Here is a 19,903-nt window from a genome sequence, read left to right on the forward strand (position 1 = left end):
TTTGGAGTAACAGTTAGCTCTTGCTATTGTTATTCTTAGACTCAATCAGATACAAAAAAACCCAAGCAGTGCTTGGGTTTTTCATCTAAGCCAGAGTTATTATTTTAACAATGACTCAGTTAATACAGGGCGAATTTCTTTTACAATCGCTTGGCAAAGCTTAGGTGCGCCACAGATGATATTGCCGCTACGGTTAAAGTTAGCACCGCCTGCAAAATCAGTGACCATACCGCCTGCTTCTTTTACTAGCAGCTCACCGGCTGCTGTATCCCAAGGCTTAAGGCCAATTTCAAAGAAGCCATCCATACGACCTGCTGCAACATATGCCATGTCTAAAGCTGCAGAGCCCGCACGGCGGATATCAGCTGTATGAATGAATAATGCTTTGAATGCTTCTAGGTAGGCATCCATGTGGTGCTTTTGCTTGAAAGGGAAACCAGTTGCAAGCACAGTGCCTTGTAATTCAATAGACTTAGATACACGAATACGTTTGTTATTTAGCTGTGCGCCTTGGCCACGGGAAGCGGTAAATAATTCGTCGCGGATTGGGTCGTATACAACAGCTTGCTCTACGCGACCTTTAACTCTTAGCGCGATAGAAACAGCATAATGAGGGATACCTTTAACGAAGTTAGTGGTACCGTCTAGAGGATCGATAACCCAAAGGTAGTCTGCATCTTTGCCTTCGTGATGACCAAATTCTTCACCAACAATAGAGTGATCAGGGTAAGATTTTAAAATTGTGTCACGAACGATTGATTCCGCATCTTTATCGATGTTTGTTACTAAATCATTTGTGCCTTTTTGAGCAGCTTCAACGCGCGATAAATCTTCACTTGCACGTAGGATAATCTTACCTGCGTTACGCGCAGCGCGTACCGCAATGTTCAACATTGGATGCATAGCATTACCTTTAGGTTGTAAAAGAACAGGATCATTTTGAGCCGGCGTATTCTAGCGGTTTTTTCTCTAAAGTAAATAACCAATTGTGAATTTTCCTGGTTGTTTTTTGTACTTCGTTGCTACATAAAGATTTTTAATTTCTGGTTGTGGAGCTTGGAAAAACGCAAATTAGATATGCTACACTGCGCCATTATTTTTGTTTGAGACTCGTGTAAATGGCTTTAGAAGATATTCGAATTGTATTAGTGAACACCTCACACTCTGGCAATATTGGCTCTGTAGCGAGAGCAATGAAGACGATGGGGTTATCTAAGCTTTATTTAGTTGACCCTGCATGTGAAGTGGACAGCCATGCAAGTGCATTGGCGGCTGGCGCAACCGACGTGTTGGGTGCAGCGACTAAAGTCGATACGCTTCAAGAGGCGATTGCTGATTGCGCTTTAACTATTGGCACCAGCGCGCGCTCGCGTACTTTGTCGTGGCCAATGGTAGATCCGCGTGAGTGTGCACAAAAATTGGTCGCTGAGTCGGTGAATGGTCCTGTCGCCCTTGTATTCGGTCGTGAGAATAGCGGGCTCACAAATGAAGAGTTGCAATTGTGCAACTATCATGTGTGTATTCCAGCTAATCCTGAGTATAGCTCGCTTAATCTTGCGATGGCAGTGCAAACTTTGGCCTACGAAACGCGTATGACATATCTAGACACGCAAGAAAAGCAGCCAGAAGAAGTGGATGAAACGATTTACCCATCATCAAAGCAGATGGAGTTATTCTACGAGCATCTTGAAAATACCTTGAATGACACCGGCTTTATCATCAAGCAGCATCCAGGCATGGTAATGACTAAGCTAAAGCGTTTGTTCAACCGTGCTAGACCGGAAGATCAAGAACTTAATATTCTACGTGGGATCCTAAGTTCGATAGATAAATCTACGAGCAAGTAAACCAAACACGATGACAGTATTGGCCAAGTCAGCGCGCCAATACTGTTACATTTCTATTGTCTAAATATCAACCATTTCCTTTGTGAAATCTTGCATAAATCTTCATCACAAATACTTGACTAAAATACTCAGGTAATTACAATATCCATAATACCTGATTAAATTACTCGGGTATTTCGGGTAGGCATACGAGGGTTGCAGATTTAAAGCCGTTATTATGCTTGGTTAATACTTGACTATCTTAGTCAAGTAATTAAAATTTGCGGCTTGGTAAATTAGCGGGGGTTATGCATGAAACTAACATCAAAAGGCAGATACGCCGTGACAGCAATGTTAGATGTTGCGTTACACGCAAGTATTGGCCCTGTTCCACTAGCCGATATCTCTGAACGACAAGAGATTTCGCTATCTTACCTTGAACAATTATTTGCCCGTCTACGTAAACATGGCTTAGTTAGCTCTGTACGTGGTCCAGGCGGCGGCTACTTATTAGGCCGTGATGCACACACGATTTCCGTTGGTGATGTGATTAATGCAGTTGACGAGTCCGTTGACGCAACACGTTGTCACGGCGAAGGCGGCGGTTGCCAAAGCGGTATGCGCTGTCTGACTCATTCATTGTGGTCTGATTTAAGTGTGCGAATTGAAGAGTTTTTAAACAGTATTTCCCTAGCCGAGTTAGTCGCCGACGCGGATGTTCAATCCGTAGCAACGCGGCAAGATAAGCACGTTAAACGTGTTATCGAGCAATTAGACAATATTCAAGTGAGCTGTCAACTCTAGGTTGACGTCAAGCGGAGAGATAAATGAAATTACCGATATATCTAGATTATGCAGCAACCGCTCCGGTTGATCAGCGTGTTGCAGACGAGATGATGCAGTGCCTGACAATGGATGGTAACTTTGGTAATCCAGCTTCTCGTTCACACCGTTTCGGTTGGCAAGCAGAAGAACTGGTTGATCAGGCGCGTAATGATATCGCTGATTTAATCAACGCTGATCCGCGTGAAATCGTTTTCACATCTGGTGCAACTGAGTCAAACAACCTTGCAATCAAAGGTGCTGCACAGTTCTATAAAAAGAAAGGTAAGCACATCATCACCGTTCGTACTGAACATAAAGCAGTACTAGACACCTGTCGTGAGCTTGAGCGTCAAGGCTTTGAAGTGACGTATATGGATGTTGAAGACAACGGCTTACTTGACTTGAAAAAGCTTGAAGCAACGATGCGCGAAGACACTGTTTTAGTGAGCGTAATGCACGTTAATAACGAGCTAGGTGTTATTCAAGATATCGCGACTATCGGTGAGATGTGTCGTGAGCGCAAGATCATGTTCCATGTTGATGCGGCGCAAAGTGCTGGCAAGGTACTAATCGACCTACAAACATTGAAAGTAGACTTTATGTCATTTTCGGGCCACAAAGTTTATGGCCCGAAGGGTATCGGTGCGTTGTACGTACGCCGTAAGCCACGTGCGCGTTTAGAAGCACAAATGCACGGTGGTGGTCATGAGCGCGGTATGCGTTCTGGTACTCTTGCTACTCATCAAATCGTGGGTATGGGCACAGCATTTAGAATTGCTAAGCAAGACTTTGAAAAAGACCATGCACACATCAGTGCGCTTCGTCAGCGTCTATTGGACGGCCTAATGGATATGGACGAAGTTTATTTTAATGGTGCTATCGACCAATCAGTACCTGGCATTGTAAACATTAGCTTCAACTTTGTTGAAGGTGAAAGTTTACTAATGGCAGTTAAAGACATTGCGGTTTCTTCAGGTTCTGCATGTACATCGGCGAGCTTAGAGCCATCTTATGTACTGCGTGCTCTAGGTCGTAATGACGAATTAGCACACAGCTCAATCCGTTTCAGTATTGGTCGTTTTACGACAGAAGAAGAGATCGATTACACCGTCAATCTTCTTAAGAATTCTATTGGTCGCTTACGTGAGATGTCACCGCTTTGGGAAATGCACCAAGATGGCATCGACTTAGATAGCGTTGAATGGGCACACCATTAAGCAAGTTTTAGCCGCTGGCTGGATACTATCCAGCCGCAAGCAGGTAGTGAGGAAATAGTTATGGCTTACAGTGATAAAGTTATCGACCACGTTGAGAATCCACGTAACGTAGGTTCTTTAGACAAGAACGATCCAAGCGTAGCAACGGGCATGGTGGGGGCACCTGCATGTGGCGACGTAATGAAGCTACAAATTAAAGTGTCAAAAGAAGGCATCATCGAAGATGCGAAATTCAAGACATATGGTTGTGGTAGCGCGATTGCATCGTCATCCCTTGTGACTGAGTGGGTGAAAGGTAAATCGTTAGAAGAAGCTGCGACTATCAAAAACACTGATATCAGTGCTGAGCTTGAGTTGCCACCAGTGAAAATCCACTGCTCAATTTTGGCAGAAGATGCGATTCAAGCTGCGATTGCAGATTATAAGAGTAAACAAGCGAAGTAAGAGACTATTATGGCAGTGACGTTAACAGATGCAGCCGCTAATCGCGTATTAGCCTTTTTGAGTAACCGTGGAAAAGGCATAGGGCTGCGCGTTGGTATTAAAACCACGGGCTGTTCAGGTCTTGCTTATGTTCTCGAATTTGTCGACGATTTAGATGAAGGCGATGAAGTATTTGAAGACAAAGATGTCAAAATCATCGTTGATGCAAAAAGTTTAGTTTATATCGACGGCACAGAGCTTGATTATACAAAAGAAGGTCTGAATGAAGGGTTTAAGTTTAATAACCCAAATCAGAAAGACGAATGTGGCTGTGGCGAAAGCTTCACCGTATAGTTTGCAACAGTGAATAGCTTAAAGCCCTGCCTTGGTGGGGCTTTGCTGTATTAGGTGCGTATGCGTTATTTTGAATTATTTGATTTACCTGTTGATTATCACGTTGATTTAAACAAACTAAATCAAGGTTATTTAGAGCTACAGCGTGCAGTTCACCCAGATAGATTTGCTGGTAAAAGTGAGCGTGAGAAGTTGCTCGCGGTACAGAAAACCGCAGAGATCAATGACGCGCTAGCGGTGCTCAAACACCCAGTTAAACGCGCCGAGTATATGCTAAGCGAAAAGGGTGTAGACATACGTGCAGAGCAACAAACGTTGCAAGATCCGATGTTTTTAATGCAACAGATGGAGCTGCGCGAAGCATTAGAAGAATTACCTGATGCGGCGGATCCTGACGGCGCGATTGCAGAGTTCGAAACACAGATTAAAGCGTTAGATACAGAGTTTAGCGCCTCCCTTGCCGAGCAGCTTCAAAGCGATGACATGAGCACATTAGAAGCCGCAGCAGACAATATTCGTAAGCTAAAGTTTGTCTACAAGTTACGCGACGAATTAGCACGTATCGAAGATGAATTATTCGATTGATGATGTATAGCATCAACAAACGTTAAAGTGAAAAGAGCATTATGGCATTATTGCAAATTGCTGAGCCGGGGCAGAGCGCGGCACCTCATGAGCATAAATTAGCGATTGGTATTGACTTAGGTACCACGAACTCTCTTGTGGCAACAGTACAAAGTGGCGAAACGAAGACCCTTAGCGATTTAATGGGTAAACCTATGCTGCCGTCGGTAGTAAGGTACACTGACTCAGAGGTTATCGTTGGTGAACAAGCCCAAGCTGCTTCTGCTGAAGACCCGACTAATACGCTTATTTCTGTAAAACGTTTTTTAGGTAAAACGCAATCTGAAATAGAACAAAGCTATGGTCAACTGCCTTATAACTTTGTCGATAATAACGGTTCGCTTGCTATTGAAACCGTAGCTGGCGCTGTAAGCCCAGTGCAAGCCTCCGCTGAAATTTTAAAAACATTACACCAACGTGCTATTGATAGCTTTGCTGGTGAAGATGTAATGGGCGCAGTGATCACCGTACCTGCGTATTTTGATGATGCACAAAGACAAAGTACAAAAGACGCAGCCGAGCTTGCTGGTCTAAAAGTATTAAGACTTCTCAATGAGCCGACTGCAGCTGCAGTAGCTTACGGCCTAGACTCTGGTCAAGAAGGCGTGATCGCGGTTTATGACCTTGGTGGTGGTACGTTTGATATTTCTATCTTACGCTTAAACCAAGGCGTGTTTGAGGTATTATCAACCGGTGGTGATTCAAGCCTCGGTGGTGATGACTTTGATTCATTGTTGGTCGATTTCTTTAAACAGCAAACGCAGCTATTTGATTTAAACCCAAAAGAGCTACGCTTGTTTATCAATAAGGCAAGAGCCTGTAAAGAAGCGCTTTCAAGCTATGAAACGGTAAACGTAGAGCTACCAGTTCGCGAGCAAAAATTTGTAGTTACGATCACGCGTCAAGCATTTGCTGAAATGGCAATGCCATTGGTTAAAAAGACTTTACGCTCTTGTCGCCGTGCGTTAAAAGATGCCGGTGTCACAGCAGAAGAAGTCTTGCAGGTTGTGATGGTCGGTGGGTCGACTCGTATGCCGGTGGTGCGTGAAGAAGTCGGGAGTTTCTTTGCCAAAGAGCCACTAACATCAATCGATCCAGATCGTGTGGTGGCATTAGGTGCTGCTATCCAAGCTGATATTTTAGTGGGTAACAAGCCTGACTCTGACATGTTACTGCTTGATGTATTGCCATTGTCTTTAGGCCTAGAAACTATGGGTGGACTGGTTGAAAAAATCATTCCGCGCAATACCACTATTCCTGTTGCACGCGCACAAGAGTTTACCACCTTTAAAGATGGTCAAACTGCTATGTCATTGCATGTATTGCAAGGTGAGCGAGAGCTCGTTGATGATTGTCGTAGCTTGGCTAAATTTAGTCTAAAAGGCATTCCACCAATGGCGGCAGGCGCTGCGCATATTCGAGTCACTTTTAGAGTTGACGCTGATGGTCTATTGAGTGTTTCGGCTGAAGAAAAGTCGACAGGCGTACAGGCTGAGATCCAAGTTAAACCATCGTTTGGTTTGAGCGATGACCAAGTAGCACAAATGCTAAAAGATTCGATGAGCAATGCCAAAGAAGACATGAGCGCTCGTATGCTTAAAGAGCAGCAGGTTGAAGCGCTGCGTGTATTGGAAGCGTTAGAGGCATCGCTTGCAACGGATGGTCATCTGTTGGCAGAAGATGAGCTCAATACACTGCGCGGTGCAATGACTGAACTTGCACAAATTCGCGAAAGTGCAGACAATCCAGAGCAGATTAAAAAGGCGATCGAAGAAGTCGATCAGGCGAGTAGTGATTTTGCTTCACGCCGTATGGATGAATCAATTAAAAAGGCACTGCAAGGGCAGTCGGTAGATGAGGTGTAATATGCCACAAATTATCTTTTTACCCCATGAAGAGTTATGTCCGGAAGGTGCTGCAATCGAAGCGAAAACGGGTGAAACTGTACTCGATGTGGCGTTGAAAAACGGAATTAGTATTCCACATGCCTGTGAAAAATCATGTGCATGTACCACGTGCCATATCGTTGTTCGTGAAGGTTTTGACTCGCTGGAAGAAAGTGATGAGTTAGAAGATGACATGCTAGATAAAGCATGGGGTCTTGAAGCTGAGTCTCGTTTAGGTTGCCAAGCGATAATTAGTGATGAAGACTTAGTGGTTGAAATTCCAAAGTACAATCTCAATATCGTTAATGAAGACCATTAAGTGCTGCTAACAACCTAGGTTGTTACTGACAAATTTAATAAAAGCCGTAGTCTTATACTACGGCTTTTTGCTTTTCTAGGAGGAACGCTATGTCACTCATCAGTAATCCCGAATTTTCACTTATCAATGGCCAAGCACATCATAGTAAAACGCAAGTCGATGTGGTTAATCCTGCAACTGGAGAGCACCTTGCTCAGGTTTCTGAGGCGGATAACCAGGCTGCCGATAAAGCGCTGCAAGCAGCGGCTGAAACCTTTGAAAGACTTGCTAGCACGACAGCACATGCCCGTAGTCAAGTACTTAGAAAATGGTACGAATTGGTAATAGAGCATCGACAGGCCTTGGCTGAAATCGTCACTAAGGAACAAGGCAAACCGCTCAAGGAGGCACTTGCCGAGGCGGATTATGCAGCAGGATTTATTGAATGGTATAGCGAAGAAGCCAAGCGCGCCTATGGTCAGGTTATTCCCAGTCATTCTCAATCACATGAGCTAACTACAATCAGGCAAGGGGTTGGTGTTGTACTTGGGATCACACCGTGGAATTTTCCACTGGCGATGATCACCAGAAAAGTAGCACCAGCTTATGCCGCAGGCTGTAGTTTTATTTTAAAGCCTTCTGAGAAAACCCCTCTAGCGGCCATCGCACTGGCTAAGCTAGCTATCCAGGCTGGAATGGAAGTTGGTGCTTTTCAGGTGTTAGTGACTAACGATTCTAAAGGGTTAGTAGCACATCTTACTGAGTCATCACAAGTGCGAAAACTTACGTTTACGGGGTCAACACAAGTGGGGAGTGCGTTGTTGAAGCAATGTGCCGACACAGTGAAAAGAACGTCAATGGAGCTTGGTGGTAATGCACCATTTATTGTTTTCGACAGCGCTGATGTTGAGCAAGCGGTAAGTGGTTTGATGGCAGCGAAGTTTAGAAATGCAGGACAAACTTGTGTGGCCGCAAATCGCGTGTTTGTTGCGAAAAGTATCTCGGCAGAGCTACTCAATACACTCACTCAGCAGGTTAGCACACTCACCTTGGGAAATGGTTTAGAGCAAGGTGTTGATATTGGTCCACTCATTTCACTTGAAGCCAAACAAAAAGCACAGCAGTTGTTAGAAGATGCGTTAGCTAAAGGTGCGAGCATCGCTTATCAAGGTGATAAACAAAGCGGCCAATTTATGGCACCGGTAGTTATCACGGGTGTAAATAGCACCATGCGGATCTTCCATGAAGAAATTTTTGCACCGATTGTCAGCATTATTGATTTTGAGAGTGAAGATGATGTGGTAAGAATGGCAAACTCTGTGCCAGAAGGGCTTGCTGCTTATTTTTATTCGAATGATGGCAATCAAATAAGGCGAGTAAGTCAAGCGCTTGAGTATGGCATGGTTGGGATTAATGAAGGGATCATATCCAATCCTGTAGCGCCTTTCGGTGGTGTGAAGTTTTCAGGTCTTGGCCGAGAAGGGGCACAGGAAGGACTGCTTGAATACCAAGAAATAAAGTACTTATGCCAAAAGTTTAGCTAGTTCACACTGGTGTAAGGCTAATTGCGAGGACGCCTTTCCTCGCAATTGCTTTTATTCTGCGCAAAAGCTCAGTACACTTACCCGCTTATTTGAGTTTTGATATTTTTTCAATGATAGGAATCGAACAACCCCCTAAGCTGATCATTTTGGCTGGTGGATTAGGAAGCCGCTTTGGTGGTAATAAGCAGGTTGCTGAGCTGCCAAGTATCGATAAAAGCATTATGGAATTGAGCATAATTGACGCGCATCATGCTGGTGTGCGCGATGTTATTTTGATCATCAATGACAAAGTGCGAAGCCTAATCGAAAATGTGATATTGCCACGATTGCCAAAGGCGCTGAACATTACTTTAGTGCAGCAGCGGCTTAGCGATATTCCGAATGAATCTATCGACTGCTTGGCAGGACGAGAAAAACCATGGGGCACAGGACATGCGCTGTTGTGTGCAAAACCATACGTTGATAAGCCTGCGATAGTTATTACGGCGGATGATTATTACGGGCCTGATGCATTTGAGCAGCTTGTTGAACATTTTCAGCATCATAGCAATATGGCGATGGTCGCATACCCCATTATAAACACCTTATCAGAGCAAGGTGGAGTAAACCGTGGCGTTTGTCAGGTACAAGCGCAACAACTACACTCGGTTGAAGAGGCATTAGATATTCGCTTTGAAAACGGCGAGTTGTCAGGTGATATTGCAGGTAAGCGGTGTAAGATAGCAAGCTCTGCGCTTGCTTCGATGACCTGCTGGGGGGTGACGCCGTCACTTTTTGATTCATTAGAAGCCGGGTTTACTGCGTTTTTAAGGAATTATGACAACGGTGTCAAAAAAGAGTATTATCTGCCGGATTGTATCCAACACAGTATCAATAAGGGCCTGCAAACCGTGTCGGTCTACCAAGCTAAATCACATTGGTACGGTATAACTTATAAGAGCGAACTAGACATTGTCGCGAGAAAGATTTATGAAGCACGTCAGGGAAGATAATCATCTCCACACAATTACATCCGACTTAACTCCTTTTGAGGTGAATATGGAGTATCAAGCCGTTGCGCAACAACTTGCTGATGAATACGGTCTCATCAGTGAAGAAGCTAAAATGAAGCCGATTGGTAGTGGTCATATCAACACAACTATGCTGTTGCAGGACAACCACAAAACCATGGTGGTACAAAAGCTAAATACCACGGTATTTCCAAACCCTTTGCATCTTGTTGAAAATGCGCGAGCGATTGAACAGCACTTAACAGCAAAAGCCTTAAATGGAGAATATAGCCTCGCTATCATAAAGCACTTAGCGACGAGTTCAGGCCAATATTTAGTCGATATTAATGACGAAGTTTGGCGTGCGCTTGCATTTATTGGCCGCAGTTATAGCGAAGACGTAGTGGCAAACGAACAACAAGCATTAACGGCTGCAAATGCCTTCGGGCAGTTTGCACATGCGCTAAATGACTTTGATGCGGCGCAGTTACATCATGTCATTCCAAACTTTCATAACTTGGCGATGCGTATTGATGCATTTAACCAAGTGCTAGCGAAAGACGAGCATGGTCGCGCGGAAAAGTGCAGTGATGTTATCGCTGCTTTTCAGCAGCAATTTGCACTTGCAGAAGAGCTGCAGCAGGCACAAAAACAAGTACCACTTAGAGCTTGCCACAACGATACCAAAATCAACAACATGCTGTTTTCAACACAGAGTGATGCAGCACGAGCCGTTATCGACTTAGATACTTGTATGCCGGGTAACTGGTTGTTTGATTTTGGCGATATGGTGCGCACCTTCTGTTCCCCAGAAGCTGAAGACTCTACGAACTTGAGTAATGTGCAGGTAAGAGAAAATATCTTTGCTGCGCTGGCGCAAGGGTATATTGAACCGTTACAAGACAGTGTAACTGAAGCAGAAAAAGATAGTTTTATTCTTGGCGCGAAAGTGATGCCATTCATGATAGGTCTGAGATTTTTAACAGATCACTTAGATGGAGATAATTATTTTGCAACCCACAGAGCCAATCATAATCTCGACCGCGCGAAGAACCAGCTTGCGCTGTATTCCAGTGTGCTAGAAAAAGAGGATTGTCTGAATAATATAATCAGAGCAATTTAACAGTTAATATATTTTAAGAAAAAGCGCTTCAAGCGCTTTTTTTTGCGGCTTTATCGCAATGTTTTGAACCTAAGATTGGGATAGGTTAGCTTGATAGCGAGCAGTATTAGTGCTGTTAAGAAGTATCGTTTAGGAGTAAGAATGAAAAATATAAACCGCCGCGACTTTTTAAAAGCCGCAGGAGCGGCAGCGGCTGCGAGTGTAGTAGCTGGGTGCGCAAGCTCTAATCAAAATAATAGCATTGTACCCAAGCAACAAGGCCGCTCTGTCATTGGACTCGTAGCACCAAAAATGGACGTGGTTCGGGTAGGTTTTATTGGGGTTGGCCAACGTGGCTATGGTCATGTAAAGCGTATGAGTCACATCGATGGCGCACGTATTGTCGCGATTTGTGATACCCATGATGAAGTGCTTGAAAAATCGGCTGACTACCTTGTGCGCGAGCGAGGTTTGCCGAAACCTGCGCTGTATCGTGGTGGTGACTTAGCTTATCAAGAAATGCTAAATCGGGATGATATTGACATCGTTATCATTTCGACACCTTGGAAATGGCACGCACCGATGGCAATAGATACCATGAACAGTGGTAAGCATGCGTTTGTTGAAGTGCCTTTAGCGTTGACCGTTGAAGAGATGTGGCAGATAGTCGACACCGCAGAGCGCACGCAAAAGAACTGTATGATGATGGAAAATGTCAATTACGGTCGCGATGAGTTGATGGTACTGAATATGGTTCGCCAAGGTGTATTCGGTGAGTTATTGCATGGTGAAGCTGCATATATTCATGAGCTACGTTGGCAAATGAAGGAAATTGAGCACAAGACCGGCTCATGGCGTACACACTGGCATACTAAGCGAGATGGTAACCTATATCCAACTCATGGTTTAGGGCCAGTATCTCAGTACATGAATATTAACCGCGGTGACCGTTTTGATTACTTAACCTCTATGAGTTCTCCCGCCCTGGGCCGTGCTGCCTATGCAAAACGCGAATTTCCGGCAGATCATGAACGCAATCAACTACAGTATATTGCGGGTGATATGAATACCACGATGATTAAGACTATCAAAGGACGCAGTATCATGGTACAACACGATACGACCACGCCTAGGCCTTATTCTCGTCACAATCTTATTCAAGGAACTAATGGGGTCTTTGCTGGTTTCCCTAATCGTATCGCGTTAGAGCAAGGTGGTGCTAAGAGCTTCCATGAATGGGATTACGAAATGGATCCATGGTATAAACAATACGACCATCCGCTTTGGACTAAAATGGGTGAAGAAGCGCAGCGCAATGGTGGTCACGGTGGTATGGACTTTTTAATGTTCTGGCGCATGATCTATTGTCTTCGCAATGGTGAAGCGCTAGATCAAGACGTATACGACGGTGCGGCTTGGTCGGTAATTTCTCCGTTATCGGCTCAGTCAGTGGCTAATCGTAGTGAATCACTGAGTATTCCAGACTTTACCCGTGGAGCGTGGAAAACCGCTAAACCATTGGGTATAGTAACAGTATAAAAATACACATTTTATCATTGTCGAATTAAGCGCTATAGGCGCTTTTTTTATACACAATTAATACGGCTTTTGGAGTGGCTATGATGCGCTATGGGTTCTTGTTATTTTCTATATCAATACTGAGTGGTTGCAGTAATTCGGTTAATATCAGTAACAAAAATACATTCATCAGCCATGCCGATGCTTACTTTAATACCTATGCTCAGCGGCAGAACTTTACCCAGTTTATCGAGTTCTATGCCGAAGATGCCGTGCTGGAAGATATGGTTTTTGGCCATAAGGCACAAGGTAAAGATCAGATTACGGCTTTTTTTAACTGGTCTGCTGGAAACTTTGCTGTGCTGGATGAACAACCCGCCTTAGTGGTTGAAGATAAAATAGTCGATAGCACGACTCGAACCGTGGTTGCTAGAGGCGTGTTTAATCGCTTTAATTATACGTCACGCGAGTTAGGGCCTTGGCGATTTCTGATAGTGCTAAAGTTTGACGAAAAAGGTAAAATTATCTATCAGCAAGACTGGATTAACTATACCCCAAAATCGGATTTTACCGGTGGGGAAAATCTAAACCAGCAATATTAATAATCGGCTGCCATTTGTAAGGAGCGCCCATGCAAGTTTCTGTTGAAATAAGCAAGTACCCACTGCACCAAGACTATATCCCTTTTATTAAAGGTTTTATTGATAGGCTGAATGAGCATGAAGGGATCAAGGTGATCACAAATACGATGTCAACTCAGGTCTTTGGTGAATTTGATTTAGTGACCTCAGTATTGAATCAAGAAATGAAACACTCATTTGAAGCTTACGGAAAATGTATTTTTGTTTGTAAGTTTATCTCAGGCGATTTATCTCCAGCTGATAGTGCCTGTGATTAATGGACTGGTTTACTGAAACCTTTGCAGGGTTCACTGCGATGTCGAGTTGGGAGTATATCGCTGTGGTGCTGGCTGTTGCCTATTTATTGCTGGCAATTCGAGAGAATATATGGTGTTGGCCTGTGGCCTTTATTAACACCTTTATCTATACCGTGCTGTACTGGAACGGTGCACTAGTGATGGAATCACTGCTGCACTTTTACTATATGGTCATGGCCGTCGTCGGTTGGTGGATGTGGCGTCAGGGTGATAAAAACAAGCCCAGTGATATTGTTTCTTGGTCGCTATCAAAACATCTTTCAATCATTGTTATCACTTCAGTGGTTTCCGTTTTACTCGGTTATTTCACCAAGCATTATATGGCAGCAGATCTCGCTTATTTAGATAGCTTTACCACATGCTTTGCGGTGGTGACGACTTATTTAGTGGCTAAGAAAATTCTTGAAAACTGGTTATATTGGGTCGTGATTGATGCAGCCTCTATCTACCTTTATTACCTTAAAGGCTTCTATCCTACGCTGGTGCTATTTATTTTCTACACCTTGATGGCGTGTTGGGGCTACAAGCGTTGGTACGAAGAATATGAAGCTAAGCAAGGAAAGACGCTTGCAGCCCTCTGAGCTTGAAAAATTAAAAGTAAAGGTGAATACCGTATTCAAGGTTTCAGCTGAGCGATTAGAAAAGCTGACTAAAGGTGTGAGTAACAATAATTACCTGATGGTGAGTAAAGGCGAAAGCTACTTATTAAAATGCTATAGCCATGGTATTCCTACTGAGGCCTTAAAGGCGCAAAACAAGTTAGCGCAACAAGACATTACTTCTAACGTACTGCAGTATGACCTACGCACTCGTATGGCACTATTTACTTTTATGCCAGAAGTGTGTGCTGAGCCAAAGTTAAATACTGCGTTGTTAGCACAAGTTATTCAGGTGCATAACTTAGAGCTTGAAATATATGAGATGCTGGACTTAGTCGGTTATGTTCAGGCTATTGATGAGAAACTGCGTCACTTAGTCGACATCGAACGGCTTATCGAAAGCTTAGCTTCCTTACCTGTGGATCAGGCGTTTTGCCACAATGACTTAGTCATGAGCAATATTATTCAAAGTCCAGAGGGGGTTCGGTTAATCGACTTTGAGTATGCTTGTCATAGTGACATATTTTTTGATTTAGCAGCGCTGGTGTGTAGTTTTAGCTGTGATGTTGAAGCAGCACTTACGGTAGTTGAGTCTTACTTTTCTCTAAAGCGGCAAGCCATGCCTTCATACGCTCAAGCTAAGCTGACGGTATTTTGCCAAACTTATTTGATTGTTAGCATTCAATGGTACGAGCAGCGGGGCGTAATGATAGAGGCCGAAAAGCTTAGACAGTTACTGAAGCAGTGGGTAACGTAACAAAAAGCTGAGCCAGTAGCGTGTGACATTCCCTAAACACAATACTGGCTATCGTTACTGAAAGGGTTAGATCCCACCCAGTCGCTGTGCTAGCTCTTTGTATTTTTCAACATCGGCTTTGTCAAAGATAGGTTCGCCACTGGCATCAGTGTCTTTGGCGACTAGCAAGTTTTCTCGTGCGAGGCGTCTTACGCGCTCAACCTTTACGTCAAGAAACTCTGCAACTTGCTCTGTTGTCATCGGTGTCATATTTGGGATCCTCAATGATGTATCGCGATATTTCTGAACTGGCAGCAATATCAGTCTATTTTATTATTTTCAAAGCATAGTTGAATAACTGGTTTTTTGCCCAAAGTACAGCTTTTTTTAAAAAATAGGTTACTAATTAGTCATATAGCAAACATTGTCTGGCAATTGCCTGCACTTAGCATTATTATGTTGCCGACGCTCTCGTGGTGAAATGGATATCACGTAGCCCTCCGGAGGCTGAGTTCTAGGTTCGATCCCTAGCGAGAGCGCCAATGATTACTCCTACTTACAACCAGCCTTTGCGTTTAAAGTACACCCCAATACCACCAGTTAGTACCACCAACATAATAACAAAAAAGGCAAATGCGCCACCCCATTCAGTGCCAGGAATACCGCCAATATTCACCCCCAACAAGCCTGTTAGAAACCCAAGTGGTAAGAATAGCGCTGCAACGACAGACATCACGTACATTCTTTGGTTTAACTGTTCATTTTGATGGTTGGTGATCGCATTTTGGATCACTTGTGCACGCTCAATCGCAGCTTCTAATTCTTCTATATATCGACTTAAGGCATTGCTCGCCTCTTCAATCATGTGTCGATGATCTTCATCTAGCCAAGCAATCTTTGCCAATAGTAGTTCGCTAATAGCAAGCTTTTGTGGCTTAAGATAGCGTTTTAAACCAATGGTTTGTCTTCTTAATGTTGAAAGTTGCTGATAGTTAGGCAGCTGCTCACTACTTTCCATCGCGTCTTCAAACTCGTCAAGCTGTTCTTCTATTTGCCAGATGATGTCTTGCATTCGCACAGAAAGTCGCATCACCAATGTAGACAGTAACTCACCGATACTTTTTGCGCCTTGACCCTTTTTAAGCGATGCCAGCATATCTTGGGCAGACATAATATGACGCTTACGACAGGTAATAAGTAGTTTATCGTTTGCAAAACAGCGAATAGAAACCATGTCTTCAGGGCTTTGCTTGGGGTTAAGGTTCACGCCACGCAAGAACACTAGCAAACCTTCATCGCCATTCGCCGTTCTCGGACGGGTTTCATCTGCGGTTAGCGCTTCTCTTTCCCAGTCATCCAAAAACGTTTGTTGCTTCAGCCATTCGGTCGTTTCGTCGAAGCTGTAGTCAAAATGAAGCCAAAGTGGCTCATTGTGAATTACGGATTTTACTTCACTCAGATCGCAAAGTAGCCTACCGCCACCTTGACCGTCGAGCACAAACGCATGGAGTAATCCAGTCATAGCTAATTCCTATTAAAAAGTTCGTCCCAAGACTGACATAGATAATTTAATTTTCAAATTCATTTAGGACCTGTTGTTCTTTGCTGTTTGATTTTTGTTCTCCTGAGTGTGTTTTGATCGCGACGCTCGATTTGCCGCCTAGTAATCTAGGCAAAAGTTGAGCAACAATGAACAAAGCGCACTCAGGTTAACCCAAAGGGCAGCGCTTGATTGGCATTTCTACTGTGTTATCGCCAGACTTACATAGAATGACTATGCTACGCAGGCTCTGCTTAGTATAAATGGCAATCAAACTGCTGCAAAAACAAACTTGAAAGGTCAATAGGTCCTAAAATCTTGGCGATGAAATAAATTGTTTGAATACTCTATTTTACTTTCGCTCAGTATAGGGCTTTACCTTGAAAAATGTGTAAGTGGTGTTACTGTAAGTTAAGGTGCTTGGCTTAACAGAGCGTTTTTATCTTTAGGATAAATTTATTTTGTTTTTCAAGTGACTTGAATCAGCGTATAAGTCCGAACTCATTTTGTACGAGAGCATAATATGATCACAGTTGGTTGGAGAGAGTGGCTTTCCTTACCCGATTTAGGTATCGAAAAAATCAAAGCGAAAGTAGATACTGGAGCAAGAACATCATGTCTGCACGCCTTTAAGGTTGAGCCTTTCAAAACAGAACAAGATGAACTTTGGGTAAGGTTTTGGATCCATCCCAAACAAGACAATACTGACTATGAAGTCTGTAGTGAAGCAAAAGTAGTGGATGAGCGCGTTGTTACCGATTCGGGCGGTCATAAAGAACTACGTTATGTAATAGAAACAAATTTAACTATCGGCAATCAGGCTTGGCTAATTGAAATCACGCTAAGCAATAGAGAAACCATGAAATTTAGAATGTTACTGGGCCGCACGGCGATGCGAGGCCGCATCCTTGTTGATCCAGAACAGTCATACTTAAGTAATAAAACGGATAAATCATGAAAATTGGCATTCTTTCAAGGAATCAATCTTTATATTCAACACGTCGTTTAATTGAGGCGGCAGAGCAACGTGGGCATGAAGTTGAGGTTATTGACGCGCTACGTTGTTATATGAATATCAATAGTAGTGAGCCTGAAATTCACTTTAAGGGTCAGCAGTTGAGCGGCTTTGATGCGATTGTTCCGCGAATTGGTGCCTCTGTGACGTTTTATGGTTGTGCGGTACTCAGACAGTTTGAAATGATGGGGGTGTACCCATTGAATGAGTCTGTTGCAATCACTCGCTCAAGAGATAAGTTGCGTTCATTACAGTTACTGTCAAGAAAAGGCGTAGGCATGCCAATCACAGGATTTGCCAGTAAGCCTGATGACGTTAAAGACTTACTGGAAATGGTTGGCGGCACACCGGTTGTGATCAAGCTACTAGAAGGCACACAAGGTATTGGTGTGGTGTTAGCTGAGACACGTAAAGCGGCGGAAAGCGTTATCGAAGCATTTATGGGCTTAAAAGCCAACATCATGGTGCAAGAGTATATTAAAGAAGCTGGTGGTGCGGACATTCGCTGTTTCGTTATTGGCGACCGTGTCATTGCCGCGATGAAGCGTCAAGCGCAAGAGGGCGAATTCCGTTCAAATCTGCATCGTGGCGGTTCTGCGACATTGGTAAAAATCACTCCGGAAGAGCGCCGCACAGCAATTGCTGCAGCAAAAGCCATGGGCCTAAATGTTGCCGGTGTAGATTTATTGCGTTCAGAGCGTGGTCCTTTGGTGATGGAAGTGAACTCATCTCCGGGCCTTGAGGGCATTGAAAAGGCAACAGGTAAAGACATAGCTAGCTTGATCATCTCCTTTATCGAGAAGAATGCAGCGGCGAAAAGGACTGCTACACGTGGCAAAGGTTAAAATCAACCAACCCTTTACGTTATTAGATACACGAGTGGGTGTTGCTGAAAGGCAGACTGTCCAGTTGGAAGTGGCCAAGCTCTACACTCACACACCAATGACCATTCCGATTGAAGTCGTTAATGGCGCAGAGGCCGGACCGGTACTTTTGGTCTGTGCCGCAATTCATGGTGATGAATTAAATGGCGTTGAGGTCGTGCGCCAACTATTAAGTAAAGTCGATGCGGCAACGCTACGTGGCACCTTGATAGCGGTGCCTATCGTAAATATCTTTGGCTTTATTCATAAGTCTCGCTATTTACCTGATAGACGAGACCTAAACCGCTGTTTTCCAGGTTCTGAGCAAGGTTCGTTAGGGGCTCGAATGGCATCTATGTTTTTCGACTTGGTGGTAAAAAAATGCACCCATATTATCGATTTACATACCGGCGCGATTCATCGTTCTAATTTACCGCAGATCCGTGGTGACTTGTCCTGCGAAATGACCAAAGAAATGGCCATGGCGTTTGGTACACCAGTTGCGATAGATGCGCGACTGCGCAATGGCTCGTTGCGAAGTGAAGCGGCAGGATTGGACATTCCGGTTATCACTTATGAAGCGGGAGAAGCGTTGCGGTTTGACTCATTGGCCATTGCAGCTGGATTGCAAGGGGTTGAAAATGTTATGCGTAAACTCAGAATGCTGCGTGGGCGTCGTAGGAAACAACGTCATGACGCAGTTATCGCGGCGGCGACAAGTTGGGTGCGGGCGGACGTTGATGGCATTGTTCGAGCTCAAGTTAACTTGGGGGAACGTGTATCAAAAGGTCAAATTTTGGCTTATATAGACAGTCCATTAGGTCAAAGCGAAGAAGCGATTATCGCGCCTCGTAGTGGGATAGTGGTTGGCCAACAAATGCTACCTTTGGTGAATGAAGGAGATGCGGTTTTTCACTTAGCTTACTTTGCACATGCAAATAGCATTGTTGAACAACAGCTAGAAACCTTTATTGACGATATAGGCCCTATTTCTTAGGGCCTAATGTTCTTCTTGGTGTTGGAACCTGTTTAGGTTTAGCTGGTTCCTGACTAAGCACCATAACGGGGCGAGTAACAAACAAGTTGTTAGGATATACCACCTTATGGCCATCAACATGGCGCAGCACTACACTCATCAATCCCATCTCCACAATACAGCCTTCAACAAAGTTTGCACCGTCAACAATTCTTACCCAATTCCCAACGCGATAATCGTTTTGAATAAACATCAGTAAGAATGAGGTCAGATTGGAAAGCAGTGACCAAGCCGCAAACATGGCAACACCAAGCATCGCAAATAACGATGAACCAAGCACCAGTAAACCACGAAGTTCTATACCCCAGAATACGAGCATAAAACAGACGAATACAAAGGCAACGAGTACACGAACGAGTAAATCGGCACGTTGTTTACGATGAGAGTCTATTTTTCCGCGTGTTACTTTTTCTAATAGTTTGCAACATGCTTTCATCAATAGTGGGAAGGATAATAGCGCCACCAAAGTTACAATTAGCTTGTATTGACTGAGTGCGAAATCTAACAAATGCAAAGTCGTATCCTAAGAAATTTTTTCTGCTTTATATCATGTTTATTGGAGCGCGACACC

At 43.9% G+C, this 19,903-nt stretch carries 23 protein-coding genes and 1 tRNA gene; 20 read left to right on the plus strand and 4 right to left on the minus strand.

From position 1 onward, the window contains the following. Nucleotides 1–99: 99 nt before the first annotated feature. Nucleotides 100–903 carry an inositol-1-monophosphatase gene (suhB, locus tag A587_RS0116610; protein ID WP_017218489.1) on the minus strand — a complete coding sequence of 268 codons (804 nt, stop codon included), beginning with the start codon at nt 901–903 and terminating at the stop codon, nt 100–102. A gap of 215 nt (nt 904–1,118) precedes the next feature. Between suhB and trmJ the strand changes: the two genes are divergently transcribed. The 16 genes from trmJ to A587_RS0116690 all read left to right on the plus strand — a co-directional run bounded on the left by trmJ (nt 1,119) and on the right by A587_RS0116690 (nt 14,899). Then, nucleotides 1,119–1,847 carry a tRNA (cytosine(32)/uridine(32)-2'-O)-methyltransferase TrmJ gene (gene trmJ, locus A587_RS0116615; protein WP_017218490.1) on the plus strand — a complete coding sequence of 243 codons (729 nt, stop codon included), beginning with the start codon at nt 1,119–1,121 and terminating at the stop codon, nt 1,845–1,847. A 291-nt stretch (nt 1,848–2,138) separates the two neighbouring features. Beyond that, the gene (gene iscR / locus A587_RS0116620) at nt 2,139–2,630 is read left to right on the plus strand and encodes a Fe-S cluster assembly transcriptional regulator IscR (protein ID WP_010378960.1); all 492 of its coding nucleotides are present in this window, start codon (nt 2,139–2,141) and stop codon (nt 2,628–2,630) included. Nucleotides 2,631–2,653: 23 nt separating this feature from the next. Further along, entirely contained in the window at nt 2,654–3,868 is a 1,215-nt protein-coding gene (locus A587_RS0116625) for an IscS subfamily cysteine desulfurase (protein ID WP_010378962.1), read from the plus strand. A gap of 60 nt (nt 3,869–3,928) precedes the next feature. Next, on the plus strand, nt 3,929–4,312 hold the full coding sequence (iscU, locus tag A587_RS0116630; protein ID WP_010378965.1) for a Fe-S cluster assembly scaffold IscU: 384 nt from the start codon (nt 3,929–3,931) through the stop codon (nt 4,310–4,312). A gap of 9 nt (nt 4,313–4,321) precedes the next feature. Further along, nucleotides 4,322–4,645, plus strand: a complete 324-nt coding sequence (gene iscA / locus A587_RS0116635) for an iron-sulfur cluster assembly protein IscA (RefSeq protein ID WP_010378967.1) — start codon at nt 4,322–4,324, stop codon at nt 4,643–4,645. Nucleotides 4,646–4,705: 60 nt separating this feature from the next. Then, nucleotides 4,706–5,230, plus strand: a complete 525-nt coding sequence (gene hscB / locus A587_RS0116640; protein ID WP_010378969.1) for a co-chaperone HscB — start codon at nt 4,706–4,708, stop codon at nt 5,228–5,230. A 41-nt stretch (nt 5,231–5,271) separates the two neighbouring features. Further along, complete coding sequence (hscA, locus tag A587_RS0116645) at nt 5,272–7,134, plus strand: Fe-S protein assembly chaperone HscA (RefSeq protein WP_017218491.1); 1,863 nt, start codon at nt 5,272–5,274, stop codon at nt 7,132–7,134. A 1-nt stretch (nt 7,135) separates the two neighbouring features. Next, nucleotides 7,136–7,474: an ISC system 2Fe-2S type ferredoxin gene (fdx, locus tag A587_RS0116650; protein ID WP_010607222.1), complete on the plus strand. Its 339-nt coding sequence runs from the start codon at nt 7,136–7,138 to the stop codon at nt 7,472–7,474. A gap of 89 nt (nt 7,475–7,563) precedes the next feature. Then, on the plus strand, nt 7,564–8,997 hold the full coding sequence (locus A587_RS0116655; RefSeq protein ID WP_017218492.1) for an NAD-dependent succinate-semialdehyde dehydrogenase: 1,434 nt from the start codon (nt 7,564–7,566) through the stop codon (nt 8,995–8,997). A 110-nt stretch (nt 8,998–9,107) separates the two neighbouring features. Next, the gene (locus A587_RS0116660; protein ID WP_026001033.1) at nt 9,108–9,989 is read left to right on the plus strand and encodes a nucleotidyltransferase family protein; all 882 of its coding nucleotides are present in this window, start codon (nt 9,108–9,110) and stop codon (nt 9,987–9,989) included. Nucleotides 9,990–10,035: 46 nt separating this feature from the next. Next, nucleotides 10,036–11,109, plus strand: coding sequence for a phosphotransferase enzyme family protein (locus A587_RS0116665; protein WP_017218494.1), 1,074 nt, complete (start codon nt 10,036–10,038; stop codon nt 11,107–11,109). A gap of 141 nt (nt 11,110–11,250) precedes the next feature. Beyond that, nucleotides 11,251–12,627: a Gfo/Idh/MocA family protein gene (locus A587_RS0116670; protein ID WP_010378982.1), complete on the plus strand. Its 1,377-nt coding sequence runs from the start codon at nt 11,251–11,253 to the stop codon at nt 12,625–12,627. An 80-nt stretch (nt 12,628–12,707) separates the two neighbouring features. Further along, nucleotides 12,708–13,208: a nuclear transport factor 2 family protein gene (locus tag A587_RS0116675; RefSeq protein ID WP_017218495.1), complete on the plus strand. Its 501-nt coding sequence runs from the start codon at nt 12,708–12,710 to the stop codon at nt 13,206–13,208. A gap of 29 nt (nt 13,209–13,237) precedes the next feature. Continuing rightward, complete coding sequence (locus A587_RS0116680) at nt 13,238–13,504, plus strand: YkoF family thiamine/hydroxymethylpyrimidine-binding protein (RefSeq protein WP_017218496.1); 267 nt, start codon at nt 13,238–13,240, stop codon at nt 13,502–13,504. Further along, nucleotides 13,504–14,124 (plus strand): nicotinamide riboside transporter PnuC, encoded by a 621-nt coding sequence (pnuC, locus tag A587_RS0116685; RefSeq protein ID WP_010378986.1) that lies wholly within the window; start codon nt 13,504–13,506, stop codon nt 14,122–14,124. The genes A587_RS0116680 and pnuC overlap by 1 nt, the downstream gene beginning before the upstream one ends. After that, nucleotides 14,087–14,899, plus strand: coding sequence for a phosphotransferase (locus A587_RS0116690; protein WP_232288082.1), 813 nt, complete (start codon nt 14,087–14,089; stop codon nt 14,897–14,899). The genes pnuC and A587_RS0116690 overlap by 38 nt, the downstream gene beginning before the upstream one ends. Before the next feature lie 66 nt (nt 14,900–14,965). Here the strand turns inward: A587_RS0116690 and A587_RS0116695 are convergent, their stop codons facing one another. After that, the gene (locus tag A587_RS0116695) at nt 14,966–15,148 is read right to left on the minus strand and encodes a helix-turn-helix domain-containing protein (RefSeq protein ID WP_010378988.1); all 183 of its coding nucleotides are present in this window, start codon (nt 15,146–15,148) and stop codon (nt 14,966–14,968) included. Between the two features lie 197 nt (nt 15,149–15,345). Here A587_RS0116695 and A587_RS0116700 point away from each other — a divergent pair. Then, nucleotides 15,346–15,420: transfer RNA gene (locus A587_RS0116700), tRNA-Arg, on the plus strand. A gap of 14 nt (nt 15,421–15,434) precedes the next feature. On the opposite strand, the gene A587_RS0116705 is transcribed toward A587_RS0116700, so the two are convergent. Beyond that, nucleotides 15,435–16,400, minus strand: coding sequence for a zinc transporter ZntB (locus A587_RS0116705; RefSeq protein ID WP_017218498.1), 966 nt, complete (start codon nt 16,398–16,400; stop codon nt 15,435–15,437). 541 nt (nt 16,401–16,941) lie between these two features. On the opposite strand from A587_RS0116705, the gene A587_RS0116710 reads away from it, so the two are divergent. Genes A587_RS0116710 through A587_RS0116720 form a run of 3 tightly spaced genes read left to right on the plus strand, consistent with a single transcriptional unit; the run spans nt 16,942 to nt 19,293 of the window. Continuing rightward, nucleotides 16,942–17,376 carry an ATP-dependent zinc protease family protein gene (locus A587_RS0116710; protein WP_017218499.1) on the plus strand — a complete coding sequence of 145 codons (435 nt, stop codon included), beginning with the start codon at nt 16,942–16,944 and terminating at the stop codon, nt 17,374–17,376. Further along, a complete protein-coding gene (gene rimK, locus A587_RS0116715; protein WP_010378991.1) occupies nt 17,373–18,278 on the plus strand; it encodes a 30S ribosomal protein S6--L-glutamate ligase in 906 nt (301 codons plus the stop codon). The genes A587_RS0116710 and rimK overlap by 4 nt, the downstream gene beginning before the upstream one ends. Further along, nucleotides 18,265–19,293, plus strand: a complete 1,029-nt coding sequence (locus A587_RS0116720) for a succinylglutamate desuccinylase/aspartoacylase family protein (RefSeq protein ID WP_017218500.1) — start codon at nt 18,265–18,267, stop codon at nt 19,291–19,293. The genes rimK and A587_RS0116720 overlap by 14 nt, the downstream gene beginning before the upstream one ends. Here the strand turns inward: A587_RS0116720 and A587_RS0116725 are convergent. Beyond that, the gene (locus A587_RS0116725; RefSeq protein WP_017218501.1) at nt 19,283–19,846 is read right to left on the minus strand and encodes a mechanosensitive ion channel domain-containing protein; all 564 of its coding nucleotides are present in this window, start codon (nt 19,844–19,846) and stop codon (nt 19,283–19,285) included. The genes A587_RS0116720 and A587_RS0116725 overlap by 11 nt on opposite strands. Nucleotides 19,847–19,903 lie beyond the last annotated feature (57 nt).

The organism is Pseudoalteromonas sp. NJ631 (assembly GCF_000276645.1).
GTDB classification, from domain to species: domain Bacteria; phylum Pseudomonadota; class Gammaproteobacteria; order Enterobacterales; family Alteromonadaceae; genus Pseudoalteromonas; species Pseudoalteromonas piscicida.